The 17,137-nt window shown below is 53.8% G+C and carries 17 protein-coding genes; 10 read left to right on the top strand and 7 right to left on the bottom strand.

All coding sequences use genetic code 11. The features are described from left to right. The first annotated feature begins 155 nt into the window (after nt 1–155). The 3 genes from D0544_RS01890 to D0544_RS01880 are packed head-to-tail and all read left to right on the top strand — an operon-like array spanning nt 156 to nt 2,701. Nucleotides 156–875, top strand: coding sequence for a hypothetical protein (locus D0544_RS01890; protein WP_125014304.1), 720 nt, complete (start codon nt 156–158; stop codon nt 873–875). Between the two features lie 8 nt (nt 876–883). Further along, nucleotides 884–1,756, top strand: coding sequence for a glycosyltransferase family 2 protein (locus D0544_RS01885; protein ID WP_125014302.1), 873 nt, complete (start codon nt 884–886; stop codon nt 1,754–1,756). A gap of 9 nt (nt 1,757–1,765) precedes the next feature. Then, complete coding sequence (locus D0544_RS01880) at nt 1,766–2,701, top strand: glycosyltransferase family 2 protein (RefSeq protein ID WP_125014300.1); 936 nt, start codon at nt 1,766–1,768, stop codon at nt 2,699–2,701. Here the strand turns inward: D0544_RS01880 and D0544_RS01875 are convergent. The 5 genes from D0544_RS01875 to D0544_RS01855 all read right to left on the bottom strand — a co-directional run bounded on the left by D0544_RS01875 (nt 2,653) and on the right by D0544_RS01855 (nt 7,625). Continuing rightward, a complete protein-coding gene (locus tag D0544_RS01875; protein WP_125014298.1) occupies nt 2,653–3,852 on the bottom strand; it encodes a glycosyltransferase in 1,200 nt (399 codons plus the stop codon). The genes D0544_RS01880 and D0544_RS01875 overlap by 49 nt on opposite strands. Beyond that, nucleotides 3,852–4,730, bottom strand: coding sequence for a glycosyltransferase family 2 protein (locus tag D0544_RS01870; protein WP_125014296.1), 879 nt, complete (start codon nt 4,728–4,730; stop codon nt 3,852–3,854). The genes D0544_RS01875 and D0544_RS01870 overlap by 1 nt, the downstream gene beginning before the upstream one ends. Continuing rightward, entirely contained in the window at nt 4,717–6,627 is a 1,911-nt protein-coding gene (locus D0544_RS01865) for a hypothetical protein (RefSeq protein ID WP_125014294.1), read from the bottom strand. Before D0544_RS01865 ends, D0544_RS01870 begins: the two co-directional genes overlap by 14 nt. Before the next feature lie 9 nt (nt 6,628–6,636). Then, nucleotides 6,637–7,086, bottom strand: a complete 450-nt coding sequence (locus D0544_RS01860; protein WP_164880787.1) for a pilin — start codon at nt 7,084–7,086, stop codon at nt 6,637–6,639. Between the two features lie 68 nt (nt 7,087–7,154). Beyond that, nucleotides 7,155–7,625, bottom strand: a complete 471-nt coding sequence (locus D0544_RS01855) for a pilin (protein ID WP_125014290.1) — start codon at nt 7,623–7,625, stop codon at nt 7,155–7,157. Between the two features lie 415 nt (nt 7,626–8,040). On the opposite strand from D0544_RS01855, the gene pilB reads away from it, so the two are divergent. From pilB to yacG, 5 genes are all read left to right on the top strand, one after another. Continuing rightward, complete coding sequence (pilB, locus tag D0544_RS01850; RefSeq protein ID WP_125014288.1) at nt 8,041–9,744, top strand: type IV-A pilus assembly ATPase PilB; 1,704 nt, start codon at nt 8,041–8,043, stop codon at nt 9,742–9,744. A 180-nt stretch (nt 9,745–9,924) separates the two neighbouring features. Next, nucleotides 9,925–11,142, top strand: coding sequence for a type II secretion system F family protein (locus tag D0544_RS01845; RefSeq protein WP_125014286.1), 1,218 nt, complete (start codon nt 9,925–9,927; stop codon nt 11,140–11,142). 85 nt (nt 11,143–11,227) lie between these two features. Further along, nucleotides 11,228–12,103, top strand: a complete 876-nt coding sequence (locus D0544_RS01840) for a prepilin peptidase (RefSeq protein ID WP_125014284.1) — start codon at nt 11,228–11,230, stop codon at nt 12,101–12,103. Between the two features lie 53 nt (nt 12,104–12,156). Further along, on the top strand, nt 12,157–12,780 hold the full coding sequence (coaE, locus tag D0544_RS01835; RefSeq protein WP_207905745.1) for a dephospho-CoA kinase: 624 nt from the start codon (nt 12,157–12,159) through the stop codon (nt 12,778–12,780). After that, a complete protein-coding gene (gene yacG / locus D0544_RS01830) occupies nt 12,770–12,976 on the top strand; it encodes a DNA gyrase inhibitor YacG (protein ID WP_125014280.1) in 207 nt (68 codons plus the stop codon). The genes coaE and yacG overlap by 11 nt, the downstream gene beginning before the upstream one ends. A gap of 392 nt (nt 12,977–13,368) precedes the next feature. On the opposite strand, the gene D0544_RS01825 is transcribed toward yacG, so the two are convergent. Further along, nucleotides 13,369–13,653 carry a hypothetical protein gene (locus tag D0544_RS01825; protein WP_125014278.1) on the bottom strand — a complete coding sequence of 95 codons (285 nt, stop codon included), beginning with the start codon at nt 13,651–13,653 and terminating at the stop codon, nt 13,369–13,371. A gap of 374 nt (nt 13,654–14,027) precedes the next feature. On the opposite strand from D0544_RS01825, the gene D0544_RS01820 reads away from it, so the two are divergent. Then, nucleotides 14,028–14,297 (top strand): late competence development ComFB family protein, encoded by a 270-nt coding sequence (locus D0544_RS01820; RefSeq protein WP_125014276.1) that lies wholly within the window; start codon nt 14,028–14,030, stop codon nt 14,295–14,297. Nucleotides 14,298–14,378: 81 nt separating this feature from the next. On the opposite strand, the gene D0544_RS01815 is transcribed toward D0544_RS01820, so the two are convergent. After that, nucleotides 14,379–15,908, bottom strand: a complete 1,530-nt coding sequence (locus D0544_RS01815; protein WP_125014274.1) for a fumarate hydratase — start codon at nt 15,906–15,908, stop codon at nt 14,379–14,381. Between the two features lie 237 nt (nt 15,909–16,145). Here D0544_RS01815 and D0544_RS01810 point away from each other — a divergent pair, with 237 nt between their 5' ends. Beyond that, nucleotides 16,146–17,117, top strand: a complete 972-nt coding sequence (locus tag D0544_RS01810) for a 2Fe-2S iron-sulfur cluster-binding protein (RefSeq protein ID WP_125014272.1) — start codon at nt 16,146–16,148, stop codon at nt 17,115–17,117. Nucleotides 17,118–17,137: the final 20 nt, after the last annotated feature.

Raw genomic sequence — 17,137 nt, 5'->3', positions numbered from 1 at the left:
GCAAAAAAACAGCCTACAAAGGTCATGACTTGTTAACTGTCAACTTAACTACTACCTCACAAAGATTGGGTCTATGCAGAATCGCATTAACCTCTCTTTTAATGCAGACGCGGTTGCCAGATCAGATAAACTTATGGGTATCCTGCAAACCACACTTGAGCGATACTGGTTTATCAAAAAGCCAGACCACTGACTTTTTGATAAACACCATTCCCGAAATTTCAAAAACAGAAATATCGATCAGGTGGACACCAAATACAGGCCCATATCGAAAACTTATACCTATGCTTCGCCAAGCCTCACCAGAAGATATTTTTGTAACGGCTGATGATGACATTTTTTACGGCAAAGATTGGCTTTTACACCTAACAAAGACCTACAATGAATCCGGCGGAAAACCTGTTGCCTGCAGAGTGCGATCAATTAATAAAAATTTATTCGGTGTAACGGCATCTTATTTACACTGGAAGCTTATCGAAAAACCAATAACGGTCGACAGAGACTATATTATAACCTTTGGTGGCGGCGCCGTTCTTACCCGGCAAATGTTCAAAGAATCCGATATTTATAATGACGCATACTTAGAACTAGCACCGACATCAGATGACCTTTGGTATTCAAAACTACTACAAAACAACAACAACGAAATTGTAGTTATCCCATCGCTACTAGAACAGCTCTACTTTATTAATCATAACGACGGGCTAGAAAACATTAACTGGCCAACCACCCAAACTTTTAGCAATAAAGTGAAGCGCTACCTATGGTCTAATATAGCGGGTGCCGCAGGTTTTACGGCCTGTGAAAATGACATTGCTTACCGAAAAATTCACTCATACTTCAGCAACCAGAACAAAGAAACCCCTTGTAAGTAGAGCAACAGATGCAGCAACTCACCTCTGTAATAATACCTTCATTCAACTCAAACAAGAAACTTGCTCGACTGCTCGCCACAATTCCCAAAAATGGCTTCGAAGTCATCGTTGTTGATGATAACGGCGAAGAGCCTGCTGCTTTACTTGAACCTCTTTTCCCTCATGTCCACTTTTACCTTAATGAACGAAAAAGGGGAGCTGGTGGAGCAAGAAACACCGGCTTGCTATATGCGACTGGAACTCATTTAACCTTTGCTGACTCCGATGATTTGTTTATCACAAACAATCTAAAAAACATTGCTATCGAAAACGACGCCGATATTACCTACTTTCCACCCGACAGCTTTCTTGAAGATGCTACTCACCACCAAGGCAACAGACACATTAAATTTAAGCAACTTGTAGATCACTTTGAGTCGGACTCACAAAGCATACGCTTCCATTTTTACCCCCCTTACAGCAAAATATACCGTGCAGACCTAATCATAAATAATGACATTTTTTTTGACGAGACTCTTCATGCTAACGATATTTGCTTTTCCCTAAAAGCGGGCATTTTAGCTAAAAATATCATTGCACAAAAAACAACTTTCTATAAGATCGAACAGGGCACAACCTCACTAACTCAAGAGCTGACAAGAATAAGTGTTGCACAACGCCTCGAAGCCATCGAGCGTTTCAATGTCATACTCGAAAATTCAGGCTATAAAGAACATCAGATAAGCTCTTATTTTTATATCTCAAAAGCATTCACTATCAGCCCTTCTTTGGCATTTAAACACTTGATTAAAACCATTAAAAACAATCACCCCTTGTTTATTGACAAAAAAACAATAAATAGCATTAAGAATTTGATTTCATCTACGCTTAATAAACACTAACTCAAAGCAATGAACAACGTTTTTATTTCCATCATCATCCCCTGCTACAACTGCGAGGCTACGATTGAACAAACCGTTAACTCTATTACAAGCCAGGTCTTACCGGCGGGGCTGGAGCTTGAAATCATTCTGGTTAACGATGCATCTACAGACCGGACCCTTGCTATTCTAGAGTCATTCGAACTTAACACTGCAAAAGTTATCAACTTAACTAGGAACCAGGGACGCAGTGCAGCACGTAATACAGGTGCCCGGCATGCTTCGGGTAGCCATCTCTTGTTTATCGACAGCGATTGCAGCCCTGATGAACCTACCCTGCTCCAACAGCACCTGGAGGCACTTGATTCTGGATGCCAAATCTGTTTCGGGACGCTAAAAAACCCAAACTCCAGTTTTTTAGCTGAGTATCAAAACACCACTTTTATCAACAGATACTTCAAGCAAGACCTCTGTCATCAAACCAGCGCCCACTTCTCCATAACAGCCACAGCGTTCGCTGTAAGCGGCGGATTTCCTGAGTGCTACAAACACTACGGCTTTGAGGACAGAGACTTTTTTCTTGGATTAAGTACACAGATTAACAATGACCAGATTCGCTTTATTCCGGCCTCCGTATTACATAACGATCATCTGCTGATTTCCGATTTATGTAGCAAGCTTTATGAGGCGGCTCGTTTTTCTGCAATGCTTTTCCATAGTCGCCACCCTGCGGTCTATGCAAGCAGCGCCTACGGCAAACTCGACCCCCGGGTTAACCGCGGTTTTCTACCCAGGTTTGCCCGCTTTATCAGCCCGCTTCAGCCGTGGCTATGTAAGTGGGTCAGCCCCTTGCTGGAGATCGACTGGCTTCCCTTTACTATTCGTAAAATCCTCGCCCAATCGGTTATGGCTCTGGCCTATGCTCGGGGCTGTTTCGCCAGGCAGGCGTCCACTAATCCGGAGTAACGCTGCCCTACGGTTGGCCAGTCGAATCGTTCGATTACCCTTACCCGCAGCTGGCTTGCCAGCTCCTTAGCGTGGTTTTCATTGTCGAGCACCCAACGCAAGCGATCCTCAAGGCTTTCTACACTACCGGCGGTAAACTGCAGCCGGGGTTCATCGTGGACATCCTGAATGGCGGGCAGGTCCGAAACCAGGCCGATACAGCCGCAGGCGGTCGCCTCTCCGGCGACCAAGCCGAGACCCTCCTGATCACCACCCTGTGCAATTACCGAGGGCATGACGGCAATTTTTGCCTGGTTAAACCAGTTCCCTACTGATTCTGAAGGCACTGAACCCGCAAACTTGACGCGCTGAGTCAGTCCCAGTTGATGGGTTAACAACCCGAGTTTCCCCCTCTCAGGCCCATCCCCAACAATGGTCAAGTCGCTATCGAACTCATCCGCGAGATTAGCAAAGGCCTCTAATAAAAACGGCACCCCTTTTTTTTCTACCAGGCGCCCCACGAAAACAATTCCTCGCCGCTCGGCCCAAGGGGTACGGTTTACAAAGATGCTCTGGCAATCGATTCCCATTGATTGAACCGAAATCGGAGTATCTACCTTGAAGCTCTGTTCGCAAAACGCCTTCATCGCCCGACTAACGACCGTCACTCGCTTGGCTCGGCGCATCACTACTGACTTTAACCAACTGGAAATGGGGTCACGAAAGGAAAAAAGGTCCGCTCCATGGCTGGTCACCATCAAACGAACTGGACCAGGAATTAACCAGCTGGCCATTAACCCGATAGCACCTGCGGGAATCAACCAGTGGGCATGAATAAGCTCCACCCTGTATCTCCATCCCACCCTTACCGCACAAACCAGCATAGCAAGACACATAAAGGGGATCTGGACCAGCATCCATGGGTGACGCTTTAGTTTTGGCGCAATACCGCCATCGTAGGCCAGCAATGGAAAGACCGACGGGAAGTAGCGAAAGCGGTGCACATAGACACCATCGACCCATTCTTCCAATAAACTACCCGGAGCCCAGGGTACAACAGCATGAATAGAGTGTTTTTTAGCCAGCTGTTTGTTGAGCTGATGAACGAATGTAGGCTCAACATCACTATTCCATCGGGGATAGGTGGTGGCCAGAACCATCAGAGTGGCCACTAGGCTTTATCCTTTTTTGAGACCTCAGCCGTTTGCTGATACATCAAGCTGGTTATCTGCTCCGATACCAAACCGATCAAAAATATGATTACCGAAGTACTCAACAACAATGCCGACATATTGGTAAATCTCCCTATGGCCAGAAAGGTATAGAGGTAGTAACCCGATCCCAATAAAAAAAACAGTACACTTACTGGTAGATAGAGCTTTAGTGGCGAATACAGCGTGCCAATTTTAAAAATTATCAACAGGAACCGTACTCCGTCTCGCAATAGGTTGATATGACTTTTACCTTCTCTTTTTAAAGCCGTAATCGGGTAATAACCTACGGAGTATCCTGCCCTGAAAAAGGCCATGGTTGATGTAGTCGGGTAACTGAAGCCATTGGGTAGCAAATATAGAAATTCTCGAAAGCGATCGGCCCGAACGGCCCGAAACCCTGAAGTCAGATCCTCTACTTTATGCCCTACCATCAGGCTGGCGAGGCGATTATAAAAACTATTGGCCGCCCAGCGCCCAACACTCGCCTGTGAGCCACTTGAGCGGGCACCCACCACCATGTCATAGCCCTCTTCCAGCATCGCGAGCAGCGCCGGTATATCCTTGGCTTGGTGCTGCCCGTCTCCATCCATAAAGACGATCACTTCACCAGTGGCGGCGCGTGCACCTGTTTTAATAGCGGCGCCATTTCCCATTGAGTAAGGGTGACAAATAACTGTAACTCCCAAGTCAGCAGCCGTCTTTGCCGTATCGTCCTCTGAGCCATCATCGACCACGATAATCTCTAATAGGACCTTCATCTCCAAAAGCGCAGGAAGCACTCTTTTTAACCCTTCAGCTTCGTTCTTGGCTGGAAGTACAACACTAATTGTTGGCATCTCGCCCTCTTTTGACTCTTTCTTTTAATGCCCTTAACTGGACGATCGACTGTTCCTGCTGCCAGCACGCCCGTGAAATTGAGCTGCATTTGGATTCTATCAAGGCGTAGGTGCGATCGCCCTTGTTAATTTGACCAGTTAGATAGTACCGCTGGGATAGCGCCAGCAGGATGTCCAAAGTTTGGTATTTGGAAGCAGCAATCTCCAAATATTCAAGCCCCTTCCGGCCATCCCCCTTCAGCTCATACAGCCTCGACATCAACACAAGAATAGACTTTACATGTTTTTTGTAGCTTGGATTACTCAGTAAGGTATCGGCAGCAGCCAACAGATCATCCAGTGACAACGACTGGCACTTACCGGACTCCACCAGTTCCAACATTGCTTTGAGAACAGAGATCGTTTCTCGATAGTGATCGCCACTTCTCAAAACCTGTTTGACTCGTTCCAGTTCGGGCCTCAACTCCACAGAAGGGAAGCAGCCTAGCTCCCACCATAACAACATCTTTGAGGGATCATTCGGGAAGCGTTCGATGGTTTGCTCATAAAAGCGAGCAGATTGCTGATGCATCCCGAGATTGAACATCAGCTCTCCCAAATGGCTGTGCGCCCGATGGGAGTCAGGGTGTTGTTGGTACCAGTGCAGGGCCTGGGGCAGCGGCGCCCCCCACATCCTCACTTCATTTCGCGATACAGCAACCATGGCCACCAACCAAATAGCGGTGGAAAGGCACACTAACACCAATAGTGGCTTTCTGTGCACTCGCTGTACTATCTGTCCTACCGCCGTTGCCAGTAACAAGGCTATCGCCACCGTAGGCAGATAGTTCCGGTGCTCAAAATAGAGCTCCAAGGGTATAAAAGTTGACTCGACTAAATGTCCCGCTAAAAAAAACAGCACAGCAAAGCTGGCGATTGGCCAGGCCGTTCTCTTCCAGATAGCCACGCCCGCACCTACGGCTATGGCGGTTACGGCTATCAACGTAGTAAGTGGATCGGTCAGCGATCTAGAAAAAGGATACTCATTATAAAACAGCCCATACCCCCCCCACCGGGGAGCAACAAACTTGGCAATGTAGTCGAAGAGGATGCGGGGTTGGGTCAGCAGCCTCTCCTCAAGGGTAAACTCCCGCCCTCCATACGTGGCAATGCTTTTCCATTTTATAAAGAAATAAAGTGCCACAAGCATCAACGGTAAATAGATCGCCAGCCACCGCCAGATCCTGTAAGTGCGATCCTTGGATTCTTTCCCAAGTAAAGTTGCATCCAGCACCAAGACCATTACGCATCCGGTAATCGCACTCTCCTTACTCAGCAGCGCAAGTAGCATACAGATACCAAAACCCAGATACAGCCAGGCTAACCGTCGGTATTGCGCCTTACTGGGGAAACGGCCCTGATACCAGCAGAGCAGCGCAGCTAGGACAAAAAGCGCTGACAGCTCCGTCATTCGCTGGACCATATAGAGGACCGTGGAGACTTGCAATGGCGATAAGGCCCAGATCGCCGTTGCCCCTGTTGCCAGCCATAACTTTTGGGGTTTATAGCGCGTATGCCTGATCAACTGGTACAAAAGCGCGAAGACAAGAACGACGTTCGCGAGATGCAGAAAGAGGTTCACCACTTTAAAGGACCAAAGGGTCGGCTCAACCAGATCGCGCTGCCAATAGAAGGTCAGATAGGCAATCGGTCGATTTAGCTCACCGACCCCCTTCAAAAGATAGTCCTGCAACGAGGTGCCCGTGTCTATCGCCCTTAGACCATCAATAATATGACGGTCGTCCAGTACAACCGTGCCGGAGAGCCCGCCCCAATAGAGCAGCAGCGTGGCGGCAAGAACAGGGGCAAGAGCAAAAAAAAGGCCCAGAAAGCCGGGCTGAAAGGGACTTCTTGTCATATATAAAAACTATTTGCAGGATACAGGGAGATAGGTGTCGTCCAGCGTGGTGTAGGTATCGGATAGAGCCCCCCCGTTACCACACTGCCATAGCTGGCCACCGTCGGGTGTAGCGAACGCCAGGGTTTTGCTGGCAATGCTTCCGTTTACCCCCGTTGTACGAAAAGCGGCCTGAATCACTATTTGATTAGTGCTTAGACTGAAAATAGTAATACTTTGCACGTACTTGCCACTGGGCGTCACGTTCAGGTCTCCCATCACAGGTGCAACGCCCTGGGATTGAGCCCTCTCAGCTACCTGGACCCGAACACCGCCAGCCAACAGAATTGCCTCACTGACCTGGGCTCGGGCTACGTAACTTTGATACGCAGGGATAGCGACCGACGCGAGTATTCCGATAATCGCGACGACGATCATTAACTCAATAAGAGTAAAGCCGTTTTGATGTGTGGTATCCATGGACCGCTCCCTTACAAAAAAGGGGCGCATGCGCCCCTTTTTTAAACTACTTCAAGCAAACCACAGGATTACTTACAAGCACTGGGCAGGTAAGAAGGATCAATCAGAACAGTATCACCCAACTTGGGGGTTGCAGTAATATCGGCTGCCACGCAGGTCCAAGTTGAACCACTATCGCTAGTTTCAATGATGAAAGAGTCGCTGATGATGTTTCCGTTAACGCCTGAAGACCTCATGACCGCCTCGATTGCAAATGCGCCAGTAGTAGCAGCGCCGCTCAGGTTGTGAATAGTCAAGTCAGCTACGTACTTGCCTGATACGGTAGCACCCAAATCATCCAGGGAAGGAACCGTATTGGTGTTCTGGAAAAATTCAGCCGACGGCGCTTTCAGGCCTGCAGTCAAGTTAACCGCCTCAGTCACCTGCGAGCGGGCGATGTAGTCCTGGTAAGCAGGGATGGCGACGGCCGCCAGAATACCGATGATCGCTACTACGATCATCAATTCGATCAGGGTAAAACCTTTTTGTACTGATTTCATGGTGAATACTCCACGTGTGTTCAAAATTAATTCAGTGTGATTAGCAACAAACTTGTTACTCTCGGCGAACTTAACAGCAAGGGGTGTGCCAGTCCATGCCCAGCGCACTCAAACAGACTCAGGAAAGGGACTGGCTCACATTTCTTGGCAGCTTCCAGCGAAAAAGACCTTTGAGTGGCCTAACTCTAACATCTCAAGCCTCGGCTCACAGGTTTGATAGGTGACCAATTTTGTCACCCACTGCCCCAAAAAGGCTGACACATTTGACCACTATGCGCTTAACGCCCCTTCATTAATAGCAAGAGCCCTGCGTCCAGCACAGTGATACATCGCCGCCGGGCTTCACGCTATACTTGAAAAGGTCTAGGCTATATGATTGATCTCCAAAGGAAAGCACTGGCGACGTTTCTCACTTATGGCAAACATTATTCTCACCGGACTGGCCAAGCGGCTGGTCGACGATAACCTACTGGAAGAGTCTATCGCGAGCGCCGCTTACCAGCAGGCATCCAAGCAGAAGATCCCCTTTGTTACCCACCTGGTGCAATCCAATACGGTGTCGGCGGCCGATATTGCCCGCGTCGCCTCGGACGAATTCGGCTCCCCCCTGTTCGACGTGACCGCCTTCGCGCCCGATATGCTGCCCAAGGCACTGGTGGACGAAAAGCTTATCCGCAAACACCACACCCTGCCGCTGTTTAAACGCGGCACCCGACTCTTTGTGGCCGTGGCCGACCCCACTAACCTGGTCGCCCTCGACGAGATCCGCTTTAACACCGGCCTCACCGTCGACGCCATCCTGGTGGAGGAGGACAAACTCGCCCGCGCCATCGAGAAGTTCCTCGACGCCAGCGACACCTCCCTTGGTGACCTCGAAGATGAAGAGCTCGAGGGGCTCGATGTATCGGCGGTCACCGATGATAAGGAGGAGGAAACAGGATCTGATGCCGACGATGCACCGGTAGTAAAATTTGTTAACAAGATGCTCCTCAGCGCCATCAAGGGGGGCTCATCGGACCTGCACTTTGAACCCTACGAGCGCTCCTACCGGGTGCGTTTTCGCACCGATGGCATGCTTCATGAGGTGGCGCGTCCCCCTATCCAGCTGGCCCCCCGCCTTGCCTCGCGCCTCAAGATCATGTCCGGCATGGATATCGCCGAAAAACGGGTTCCCCAGGATGGGCGCATCAAGATGAAGATCTCCAAGACCAAGGCGATCGACTTCCGGGTCAATACCCTACCTACCCTCTGGGGCGAAAAAGTAGTGCTCCGTATCCTCGACCCCACCAGCGCGCAGATGGGTATTGACGCGCTGGGGTACGAAGAGGACCAGAAGAAGCTCTATATGGACTGCCTGTCGCAGCCCCAGGGGATGATCCTCGTCACCGGCCCCACCGGTAGCGGTAAAACCGTCTCCCTCTATACCGGCCTGAATATCCTCAATACACCTGAGGTGAATATCTCCACCGCGGAGGACCCGGTCGAGATCAACCTAGAGGGGATCAACCAGGTCAACGTCTCGACCAAGCGGGGCATGGACTTCAGTAACGCCCTCCGTGCCTTCCTGCGCCAGGATCCGGACATCATCATGGTGGGGGAGATCCGGGACCTGGAGACCGCCAACATCGCCATCAAAGCGGCCCAGACTGGCCATATGGTGATGTCGACCCTGCACACCAACAGCGCCCCGGAAACACTCACCCGCCTGATCAACATGGGGGTTCCCGCCTTTAACATCGCCACTTCTGTCAACCTGATCATCGCCCAGCGCCTTGGACGCCGTCTGTGCAGCAAGTGCAAGGTCAGGGTCGACATTCCGGAGCACACCCTGATCGAAGAGGGCTTTACCGAAGAGCAGGCCAAAAGTGCAGAGATCTATGGCCCCAGCGAGCACGGCTGCGACTCCTGCAATAAGGGCTACAAGGGACGGGTGGGCATCTATGAGGTGGTCAAGATCACCCCCGGTCTCTCCCGCATCATCATGGAGGAGGGTAACGCCATACAGATTGCCGAGCAGGCTAAAAAGGAAGGTTTCAAAGACCTCCGTACCTCTGGCTTGCTGAAGGCGCTGCAGGGGGTCACCAGTCTGGAGGAGGTTAACCGGGTTACCAAGGAGTAAACGGCCGCCTCCCTGGCAGCGGCGCTAGCGATCATGACCCAGTTGGCAGATACAACATAAACCAGGCCGTTGCCGGTACAATCCGGTCAAAAAAGTAGGTTACACTCAGGGAATTCGTTGATCCGCCTGCTAAGCTACCCGATAACAAAGAGCGCAGGCGCCCAACATCAGGACAGTACCATGGCAGAACAAGCAGCAAAAAGTGTCGTCTTTTTATGGGAAGGCAAGGACAAGCAGGGGCGCAAAACCAAGGGGGAAACCTCTGGTTCATCCCCAGCACTGGTGAAAGCTGAGCTTAGAAAGCAGGGGATCAACCCGACCAAGGTTCGCAAAAAAGGGATGAGCTTTGGTAGTGGTGGTAAAAAGATCACCCCCATGGATATCGCCGTCTTCTCTCGCCAGCTAGCCACCATGATGAAGGCGGGGGTCCCCCTTATCCAGGCCTTTGAGATCAACGCCGACGGGGTCAACAACCCCAATATGAAAAACCTGATCAACGACGTCAAGAACGGGGTGTCCGGGGGCTCCAGTCTGGCGGATGCCCTGCGCAAACGTCCCGAATACTTTGATGACCTCTACTGCAACCTCGTTGAGTCGGGTGAGCAGTCTGGTGCCCTGGAAACCCTGCTGGACCGAATCGCTACCTACAAGGAAAAAACCGAGCAACTCAAGGCCAAGATCAAAAAGGCGATGAAATACCCCATTGCCGTCATCTGCGTCGCGGTCGTGGTGACCGGTATTCTGCTGATCAAAGTGGTTCCCCAGTTTGAAGACGTGTTCCAAAGCTTTGGCGCCGAGCTTCCCGCTTTTACCCAGTTTGTTGTCGGCATATCGGAGTTTGTGCAGGAGTGGTGGTTTTACGCTCTGTTGACGGCTGGTGCGTTTGGTTTTGCTGTTAGCAAGGCTCTGGAGAAATCAAAATCACTACGAGATGCCAAGGACAGAGCTGTACTCAAAATCCCCGTTATCGGGGATATTCTCTACAAGGCCGCGGTTGCCCGCTTTGCTCGTACGCTGGCCACCACCTTTGCCGCCGGTGTTCCCCTGGTGGATGCCCTGGACTCGGTAGCCGGTGCTGCCGGTAACGTGGTGTTCTATGACGCCACCAATCGTATCAAGGAGGATGTCTCCACCGGCCAACAGCTGCAGTTTGCCATGAAAGCTTCCGGCCTCTTTCCCCCCATGGCCACCTCCATGGTGTCGATCGGTGAGGAGTCCGGCGCCCTGGACGAGATGCTCGACAAGGTGGCCTCCTACTATGAGGAGGAGGTCGACAATGCCGTGGATGGCCTTACCAGCCTGATGGAGCCGCTCATTATGTCGGTCCTGGGTGTATTGGTTGGCGGACTGGTGGTTGCCATGTACCTGCCGATATTCCAGTTGGGTCAGGCCGTTTAATTACCACACCTGAAAAGGGGCCGGATCGACTGGCCCTTTTTTATTTCGTCACTCTGTACCTGGCGTCACACCAATATTGAGCACCATGCTGGATCTGCAACCCTTTACCCACCCCGCCATCGTCCTTCCCGGCGCCCTGCTGTTGGGCTTGATCGTAGGCAGCTTTCTTAACGTGGTGATCTACCGCATTCCGATCATGCTGCAGCGGGAATGGCGCCAGCAGTGTGCCGAGCTGCTCGAGCAGGAGGTCGCCCTAGCCGATGATGGCCACCCCCCCCGCTTTAACCTGATCACTCCCAACTCCCACTGCCCCCAGTGTGACAAGGAGATCAAGCCCTGGGAAAACATTCCCCTGGTGAGCTACCTGCTACTGGGAGGCAAGTGCTCCCAGTGCAAAACCCCTATCTCGCGGCGTTACCCGCTGGTTGAACTGGCCACCGGCCTGTTGACCCTGCTGCTCGCCTGGGAGCTCGGCCTGGGCTGGCCCCTGGCACTGGCCTGCCTGCTGGTCTGGTCCCTGGTTTCGCTGACCATGATCGATATCGATCATCAACTACTGCCCGACAACATCACCCTCCCCCTGCTCTGGCTGGGACTGCTTGCCAACTGCTTTGGCCTTTTTACCAACCTCAACGATGCCGTAATCGGGGCGGCAGCCGGGTATCTCAGCCTGTGGTCGGTGTTCTGGCTGTTTAAGCTGCTGACCGGAAAGGAGGGGATGGGCTACGGCGACTTCAAACTGCTGGCCGCACTGGGCGCCTGGATGGGCTGGCAATCCCTGCCATTGATCATTCTCCTCTCCTCGGTGGTGGGTGCGGTGCTGGGGATACTGATGATGGTTGTTCAGGGACGAGACCGCGCTACACCAATCCCCTTTGGCCCCTACCTGGCGATCGCCGGTTTTATCGCCCTGCTCTATGGCGACCGGATTACCCAAAGTTACCTGCAACTGCTGGGCTGATTCTGTTACCCTGCCCGCTTAACAGAGCGACAGGGGCAGAGTTAGGGCTGATCATGTATATCGTTGGCATAACCGGCGGCATAGGGAGCGGTAAAACCGCTGCAACCCGCTATCTGCAAGCTAAGGGGATCAGCGTCGTGGACGCCGACCTAGCCGCCCGTATCGTGGTCGAGCCGGGGCAGCCGGCCCTGCAAGCGATCGCAGACCATTTCGGTACCGACCTATTGCAGGCCGATGGCACCCTCGATCGGGCGGCACTGCGGTCGCGTATATTTGCCGACAGCGCTCAGCGCCATTGGTTGGAGTCTTTGCTGCACCCCCTGATAGAGGAGGAAATCCAGGCCCAGCTTAGCGCTTCATCCTCCCCCTATACCCTGCTCTCCTCCCCTTTGCTGCTGGAAACCCGGCAACATCAATGGGTCGACCGGGTACTTGTTATCGACCTGCCCGAAGCGCTTCAACTTGAGCGCTCCATGGCACGGGATAATAACAGCGAGGCGCAGATTCGCTCCATCATGGCCACCCAGGCCAGCCGCCAGCAACGACTCGAAAGCGCCGATGACAGCGTGGATAATAGCCGGGACCTGCCCCATCTCTACCAACAGCTTGATCGCTTACACGAACGCTACCTCCAGCTTGCAGCGCACCACCCGACGGGAGAAAAGAATGACCCTTAACTGCCCCCACTGCCAAAAACAGGTTGAGTGGAGCCCACAAAACCCCTACCGCCCTTTTTGCAGTGAGCGCTGCAAACTGATCGACTTCGGCAGCTGGGCCAATGAGGATAACCGAATCGCCGGCGACCCCGAGTTTGATGATCTCCTCTCTGGCGAACTCAACGGCGACAACGTCTATCCCTTTCCTGGCCAGTAATGCCGCTCGCTTGTCATCACCGCTTGCTGAGGTAGCTTCATTGAACCTGTTACTCAGCTACCCTGCTTGCGAGGGGCCGATGCCCAGGCCAAGCATCCCGCCTTCGATTCTCATGGCAACCTGACCCGCCTCGAGATCGCCAGGATTGGCCCACTGACCGAAGCGCTGTGGCACACGGTCGCTGCCGGGGTTGATTTTGAAAAGGCGCCGCGGTCGTGAGTCGCAGCCCGACCGACACGCTTAAACCAGCGGGAAATATCCTATTGAAGTGGGGGCTGACGCCGAGCTGATGCTGTTCAAGGACCAGCAGGTATACACCCTGGTCTCCCTCTGGAAGTTACGGATGCACGGAGGGCGGCTGCAGATGCACAACCTGTTCGGTGCCTGAAGTCTCAGGCATCGATATGGGGTCCCCGCTCCTCCATCACCACATCGGGCTGGATCACCAGTGGCCAGAATAGGCCGAGCCACATCAATTTGCCCCAGTCGGAGGTACGCAACGGCCGGGGGCGCAGGTCACAATGCTGCTCCAGGTAGCAGAGCCCGATACCGAACCAGACACTGAGCATAAAACTGATGGCATGGCTGCCAAGCAGGGTTCCCAGCTGCCATCCGCCGAACGCCACCAGACTGTAGAGGCTCAGGTATAAGAAGTAGCGATATACAAACTTGTTCATCTTGCATCCCCAGTTTTATCGATGCCTAATTCGAACCTAGATCAGCCGCCGCCATGGCGCCAACACCCCGGCACCCCACAAAACCGGTTGTTTTTCAACCACCCTGAACCCGTCACCCGTACCGGATTCGGCCTCCCCCCACTACGGAGCATTCAGTTAATTGTTTGAAAAATAAGGATTTAACCGGAAGCCGTATGCTGATAGCCAACCCCGGAGAACAGGCCACGCGCTTCGATGACCCAAACAGCGCGAGATATTAGACTTTAGTCTTATGTGATAAAAGTCTGAAAAGCCGCCATTTTTTTTACCACCAACCCAGCCCGGCAAAGGTGATGGATCGTCTACACTGAAGGCAACCCTTTAAGGAGACCGCTATGGCACTGCAGGAAGAGTTTCACAACTACTATGAGAAGCTGGTAGTGGCTGATCTGCAACAGCGTTTTTCGGATCAGGCTGAGTTGCACCCCCTGTTTCCCGATATCGCCTGTGTCGCACTCAACCACCTGCCTCCGAGATACATCCATTACGATATCGATATGGCCTACTACCTGTCCCCCGAGGAGAAACGGGAGATGGACGACAAGGTTCAACACGCCGTCAACCTGGCGGTGGATTTTGTCGTCACCAAAAAGCGGGACGACTAGGCGCAAACAGCGCTCCTCTATCAACCGGGCATAAAAAAGGGAAGGCACAGCCTTCCCTTTTTTATGCCCGGTTTTTTAGGGCTACTTCACCTCAACCGCCTTGGCGCTGGCGGCCTCGGCAATCTTCTTCTGCCACAGCGCCGGCCCAGTCTGGTGCACCGAGGTGCCGTTGACATCCACCGCAACGGTGACCGGCATATCCTCCACATCGAACTCGTAGATCGCTTCCATTCCCAGCTCAGGGAAGGCCACCACTTCAGCGTGTTTGATCGCCTTGGCGACCAGATAAGCCGCACCGCCCACCGCCATCAGGTAGCTGGCCTTGTACTCCTTGATCGCATCGATCGCCACCGGTCCCCGCTCGGCCTTACCGATCATCCCCATCAGGCCGGTTTTCTCCAGCATGGTGTGGGTAAATTTGTCCATCCGGGTGGAGGTGGTGGGACCCGCAGGGCCAACCACCTCATCCCCGACGGGATCGACCGGGCCAACGTAGTAGATAAAGCGATCGCGCAGGCTCACCGGCAGCTCTTCGCCGTTGGCCATCATATCCACCATACGCTTGTGGGCCGCGTCACGGCCCGTCAGCATCTTGCCGCAGAGCAGCAGGGTATCACCGGGCTGCCATTGCGCCATCTCCTCACGGGTGACCGTATTGAGGTTCACCTTGCGGGCGGTTGGGCCGGCATCCCAGGTGATCTCGGGCCACTGGTCCAGGCTGGGGGCTTTCTGCAGGGCCGGGCCGCTGCCATCGAGAACAAAGTGGGTATGGCGGGTTGCCGCGCAGTTGGGGATCATGCACACCGGCAGCGAAGCGGCGTGGGTGGGGTAATCCTTGATCTTGACGTCCAGCACCGTGGTGAGGCCGCCCAAGCCCTGGGAGCCGATGCCCAGCGCATTGACCTTGTCCATGATCTCAAGACGCAGCTCCTCGACCCGGGTCTGGGGGCCCCGGGCCCGCAGCTCGTGGATATCGATGGGATCCATCAGTGACTCCTTGGCCAGCACCGCCGCCTTTTCGGCGGTACCACCAATGCCAATACCCAGCATACCGGGTGGGCACCAGCCGGCGCCCATGGTGGGAACGGTTTTAACCACCCAGTCGACGATGCTGTCACTCGGGTTGAGCATCACCATCTTGGACTTGTTTTCGGAGCCGCCGCCCTTGGCCGCAATCTGAACGTCAACGGTATTACCCGCCACAATCTCGGTATGAATCACCGCCGGGGTGTTGTCCTTGGTGTTGCGGCGTGCACCGGCCGGGTCGGCGAGGATGGAGGCGCGCAGCACGTTGTCCGGATGGGTGTAGGCACGCCGAACCCCCTCGTTGACCATTTCGTTGACGGTCATGGTGGCATCCCACTGTACGTCCATACCCACCTTGAGGAACACGGTGACAATGCCGGTATCCTGGCAAATCGGGCGATGACCTTCGGCACACATGCGCGAATTGATCAGGATCTGCGCCATCGAATCCTTGGCCGCCTGGGACTCCTCCCGCTGATAGGCCTCGTGGACCGCCTGGATAAAATCCAGGGGGTGGTAGTAGGAGATAAACTGCAGTGCGTCGGCCACACTGTCGATAAAGTCATCTTGACGGATCAGGGTCATATCACGGGGCTCCTAGGTACAAATCTCGCGCTCGTGCTCGCTGGATTCTGTGTCCGCAGTGCGCCGAGTCGAAGGGTCTATATCGGGGGCGCATTATAACACCTTTATATCGCCCCATGGCCCCCTTCGACCTCGACCTTGGTGCAACGCGGGCACCGACTCACCTCGTACTGCCCCGGCGTCTATCGTAGACTTACCCGATCCCGACGCCCCTATAGCCGATCCAGGAAACCGCCCATGGTGCAGATCCATTTTGAAGGTAAAACCATCGACCTGAAACCGGGAGAGACCCTGCTGCAGGCACTGGTTCGGGCACGGGCCAACCCCAGCTATTCCTGCGTTGCGGGCCTCTGTCACAGCTGCTTGCTGCAGGCGCAGTCGGGCACTATCCCCCGGGCTGCCCAGGTGGGGCTCAGCCCTGACCAGTGCCAGCAGGATCTCCTGCTCGCCTGCCAGTGCAGACCGGAAAGCCCCCTGACTGTAAGGCGCCCCCACAGCGCCCGGCGTACCGATGCCATGGTGTCCGGGATACGCGCATTGAGCCCCGCCATCATGGAGCTGCGGCTCTCCCCCCGTAGTCCGATTAGCTACCAGGCCGGCCAGCATATCGACCTGTGGCATGGTCCCTACCTTACCCGCCACTACTCCCTGGCCAGCGTTCCAGCTCTGGATAGCGACCTGCTGTTTCACATTCAGGCGGTTCCCGGCGGCCAATTCAGCCACTGGGTGCACACCCAGGCCGAGGTGGGGAGCCTGCTGCAGCTTGGCAGTGCCCAGGGTGATTGCCGTTACGGGAGCCCGCAACCCGGCGCCCCCTTGCTACTGATCGGATCCGGGTCCGGGCTGGGCCCCCTTTATGGACTACTGCGCGATGCCCTCAACCAGCTTCACCGCGGCCCCATTGAGCTACTGCACCTGGCCCGGGATGAACACCACCTCTACCTGCAGGATGAGCTCATACAGCTTGCCCGGCAGCATCCTAACCTGCGTTACTCCTCACTGGTGGGCCCCGTGGAGGCGCTCGCTCCACTGCTGGATGCGGCGATCGACCGCTGCGACCAGCGACGCGCCCAGGCTTATCTGTGCGGTGCCTCGCGCCTGGTCACCGAGGCCACTCGCCGGTTAAGGGATGCAGGGTTGAACGAATCACAAATTCACAGCGACACCTTTGACGCCCAACAGCTGGACTCCCTTCCCGACCCTATTTAATTGACAGGTCAACTAAGTGG

The sequence above is a fragment of the Aestuariirhabdus litorea genome (assembly GCF_003864255.1).
Lineage (GTDB): Bacteria > Pseudomonadota > Gammaproteobacteria > Pseudomonadales > Aestuariirhabdaceae > Aestuariirhabdus > Aestuariirhabdus litorea.
Note: the sequence above shows the minus strand (reverse complement) of the source record. Positions and strands in the feature narration are given on the sequence as shown.

What these genes read in the sequence shown, in the direction of transcription:
- D0544_RS01885 (WP_125014302.1), top strand. Translation starts at nt 884, where the DNA reads ATGCAGCAACTCACCTCTGTAATAATACCTTCATTCAACTCAAACAAG.
- D0544_RS01880 (WP_125014300.1), top strand. Translation starts at nt 1,766, where the DNA reads ATGAACAACGTTTTTATTTCCATCATCATCCCCTGCTACAACTGCGAG.
- D0544_RS01870 (WP_125014296.1), bottom strand. Translation starts at nt 4,730, where the DNA reads ATGCCAACAATTAGTGTTGTACTTCCAGCCAAGAACGAAGCTGAAGGG.
- D0544_RS01865 (WP_125014294.1), bottom strand. Translation starts at nt 6,627, where the DNA reads ATGACAAGAAGTCCCTTTCAGCCCGGCTTTCTGGGCCTTTTTTTTGCT.
- D0544_RS01860 (WP_164880787.1), bottom strand. Translation starts at nt 7,086, where the DNA reads ATGGATACCACACATCAAAACGGCTTTACTCTTATTGAGTTAATGATC.
- D0544_RS01855 (WP_125014290.1), bottom strand. Translation starts at nt 7,625, where the DNA reads ATGAAATCAGTACAAAAAGGTTTTACCCTGATCGAATTGATGATCGTA.
- pilB (WP_125014288.1), top strand. Translation starts at nt 8,041, where the DNA reads ATGGCAAACATTATTCTCACCGGACTGGCCAAGCGGCTGGTCGACGAT.
- D0544_RS01845 (WP_125014286.1), top strand. Translation starts at nt 9,925, where the DNA reads ATGGCAGAACAAGCAGCAAAAAGTGTCGTCTTTTTATGGGAAGGCAAG.
- D0544_RS01840 (WP_125014284.1), top strand. Translation starts at nt 11,228, where the DNA reads ATGCTGGATCTGCAACCCTTTACCCACCCCGCCATCGTCCTTCCCGGC.
- coaE (WP_207905745.1), top strand. Translation starts at nt 12,157, where the DNA reads ATGTATATCGTTGGCATAACCGGCGGCATAGGGAGCGGTAAAACCGCT.
- yacG (WP_125014280.1), top strand. Translation starts at nt 12,770, where the DNA reads ATGACCCTTAACTGCCCCCACTGCCAAAAACAGGTTGAGTGGAGCCCA.
- D0544_RS01825 (WP_125014278.1), bottom strand. Translation starts at nt 13,653, where the DNA reads ATGAACAAGTTTGTATATCGCTACTTCTTATACCTGAGCCTCTACAGT.
- D0544_RS01820 (WP_125014276.1), top strand. Translation starts at nt 14,028, where the DNA reads ATGGCACTGCAGGAAGAGTTTCACAACTACTATGAGAAGCTGGTAGTG.
- D0544_RS01815 (WP_125014274.1), bottom strand. Translation starts at nt 15,908, where the DNA reads ATGACCCTGATCCGTCAAGATGACTTTATCGACAGTGTGGCCGACGCA.
- D0544_RS01810 (WP_125014272.1), top strand. Translation starts at nt 16,146, where the DNA reads ATGGTGCAGATCCATTTTGAAGGTAAAACCATCGACCTGAAACCGGGA.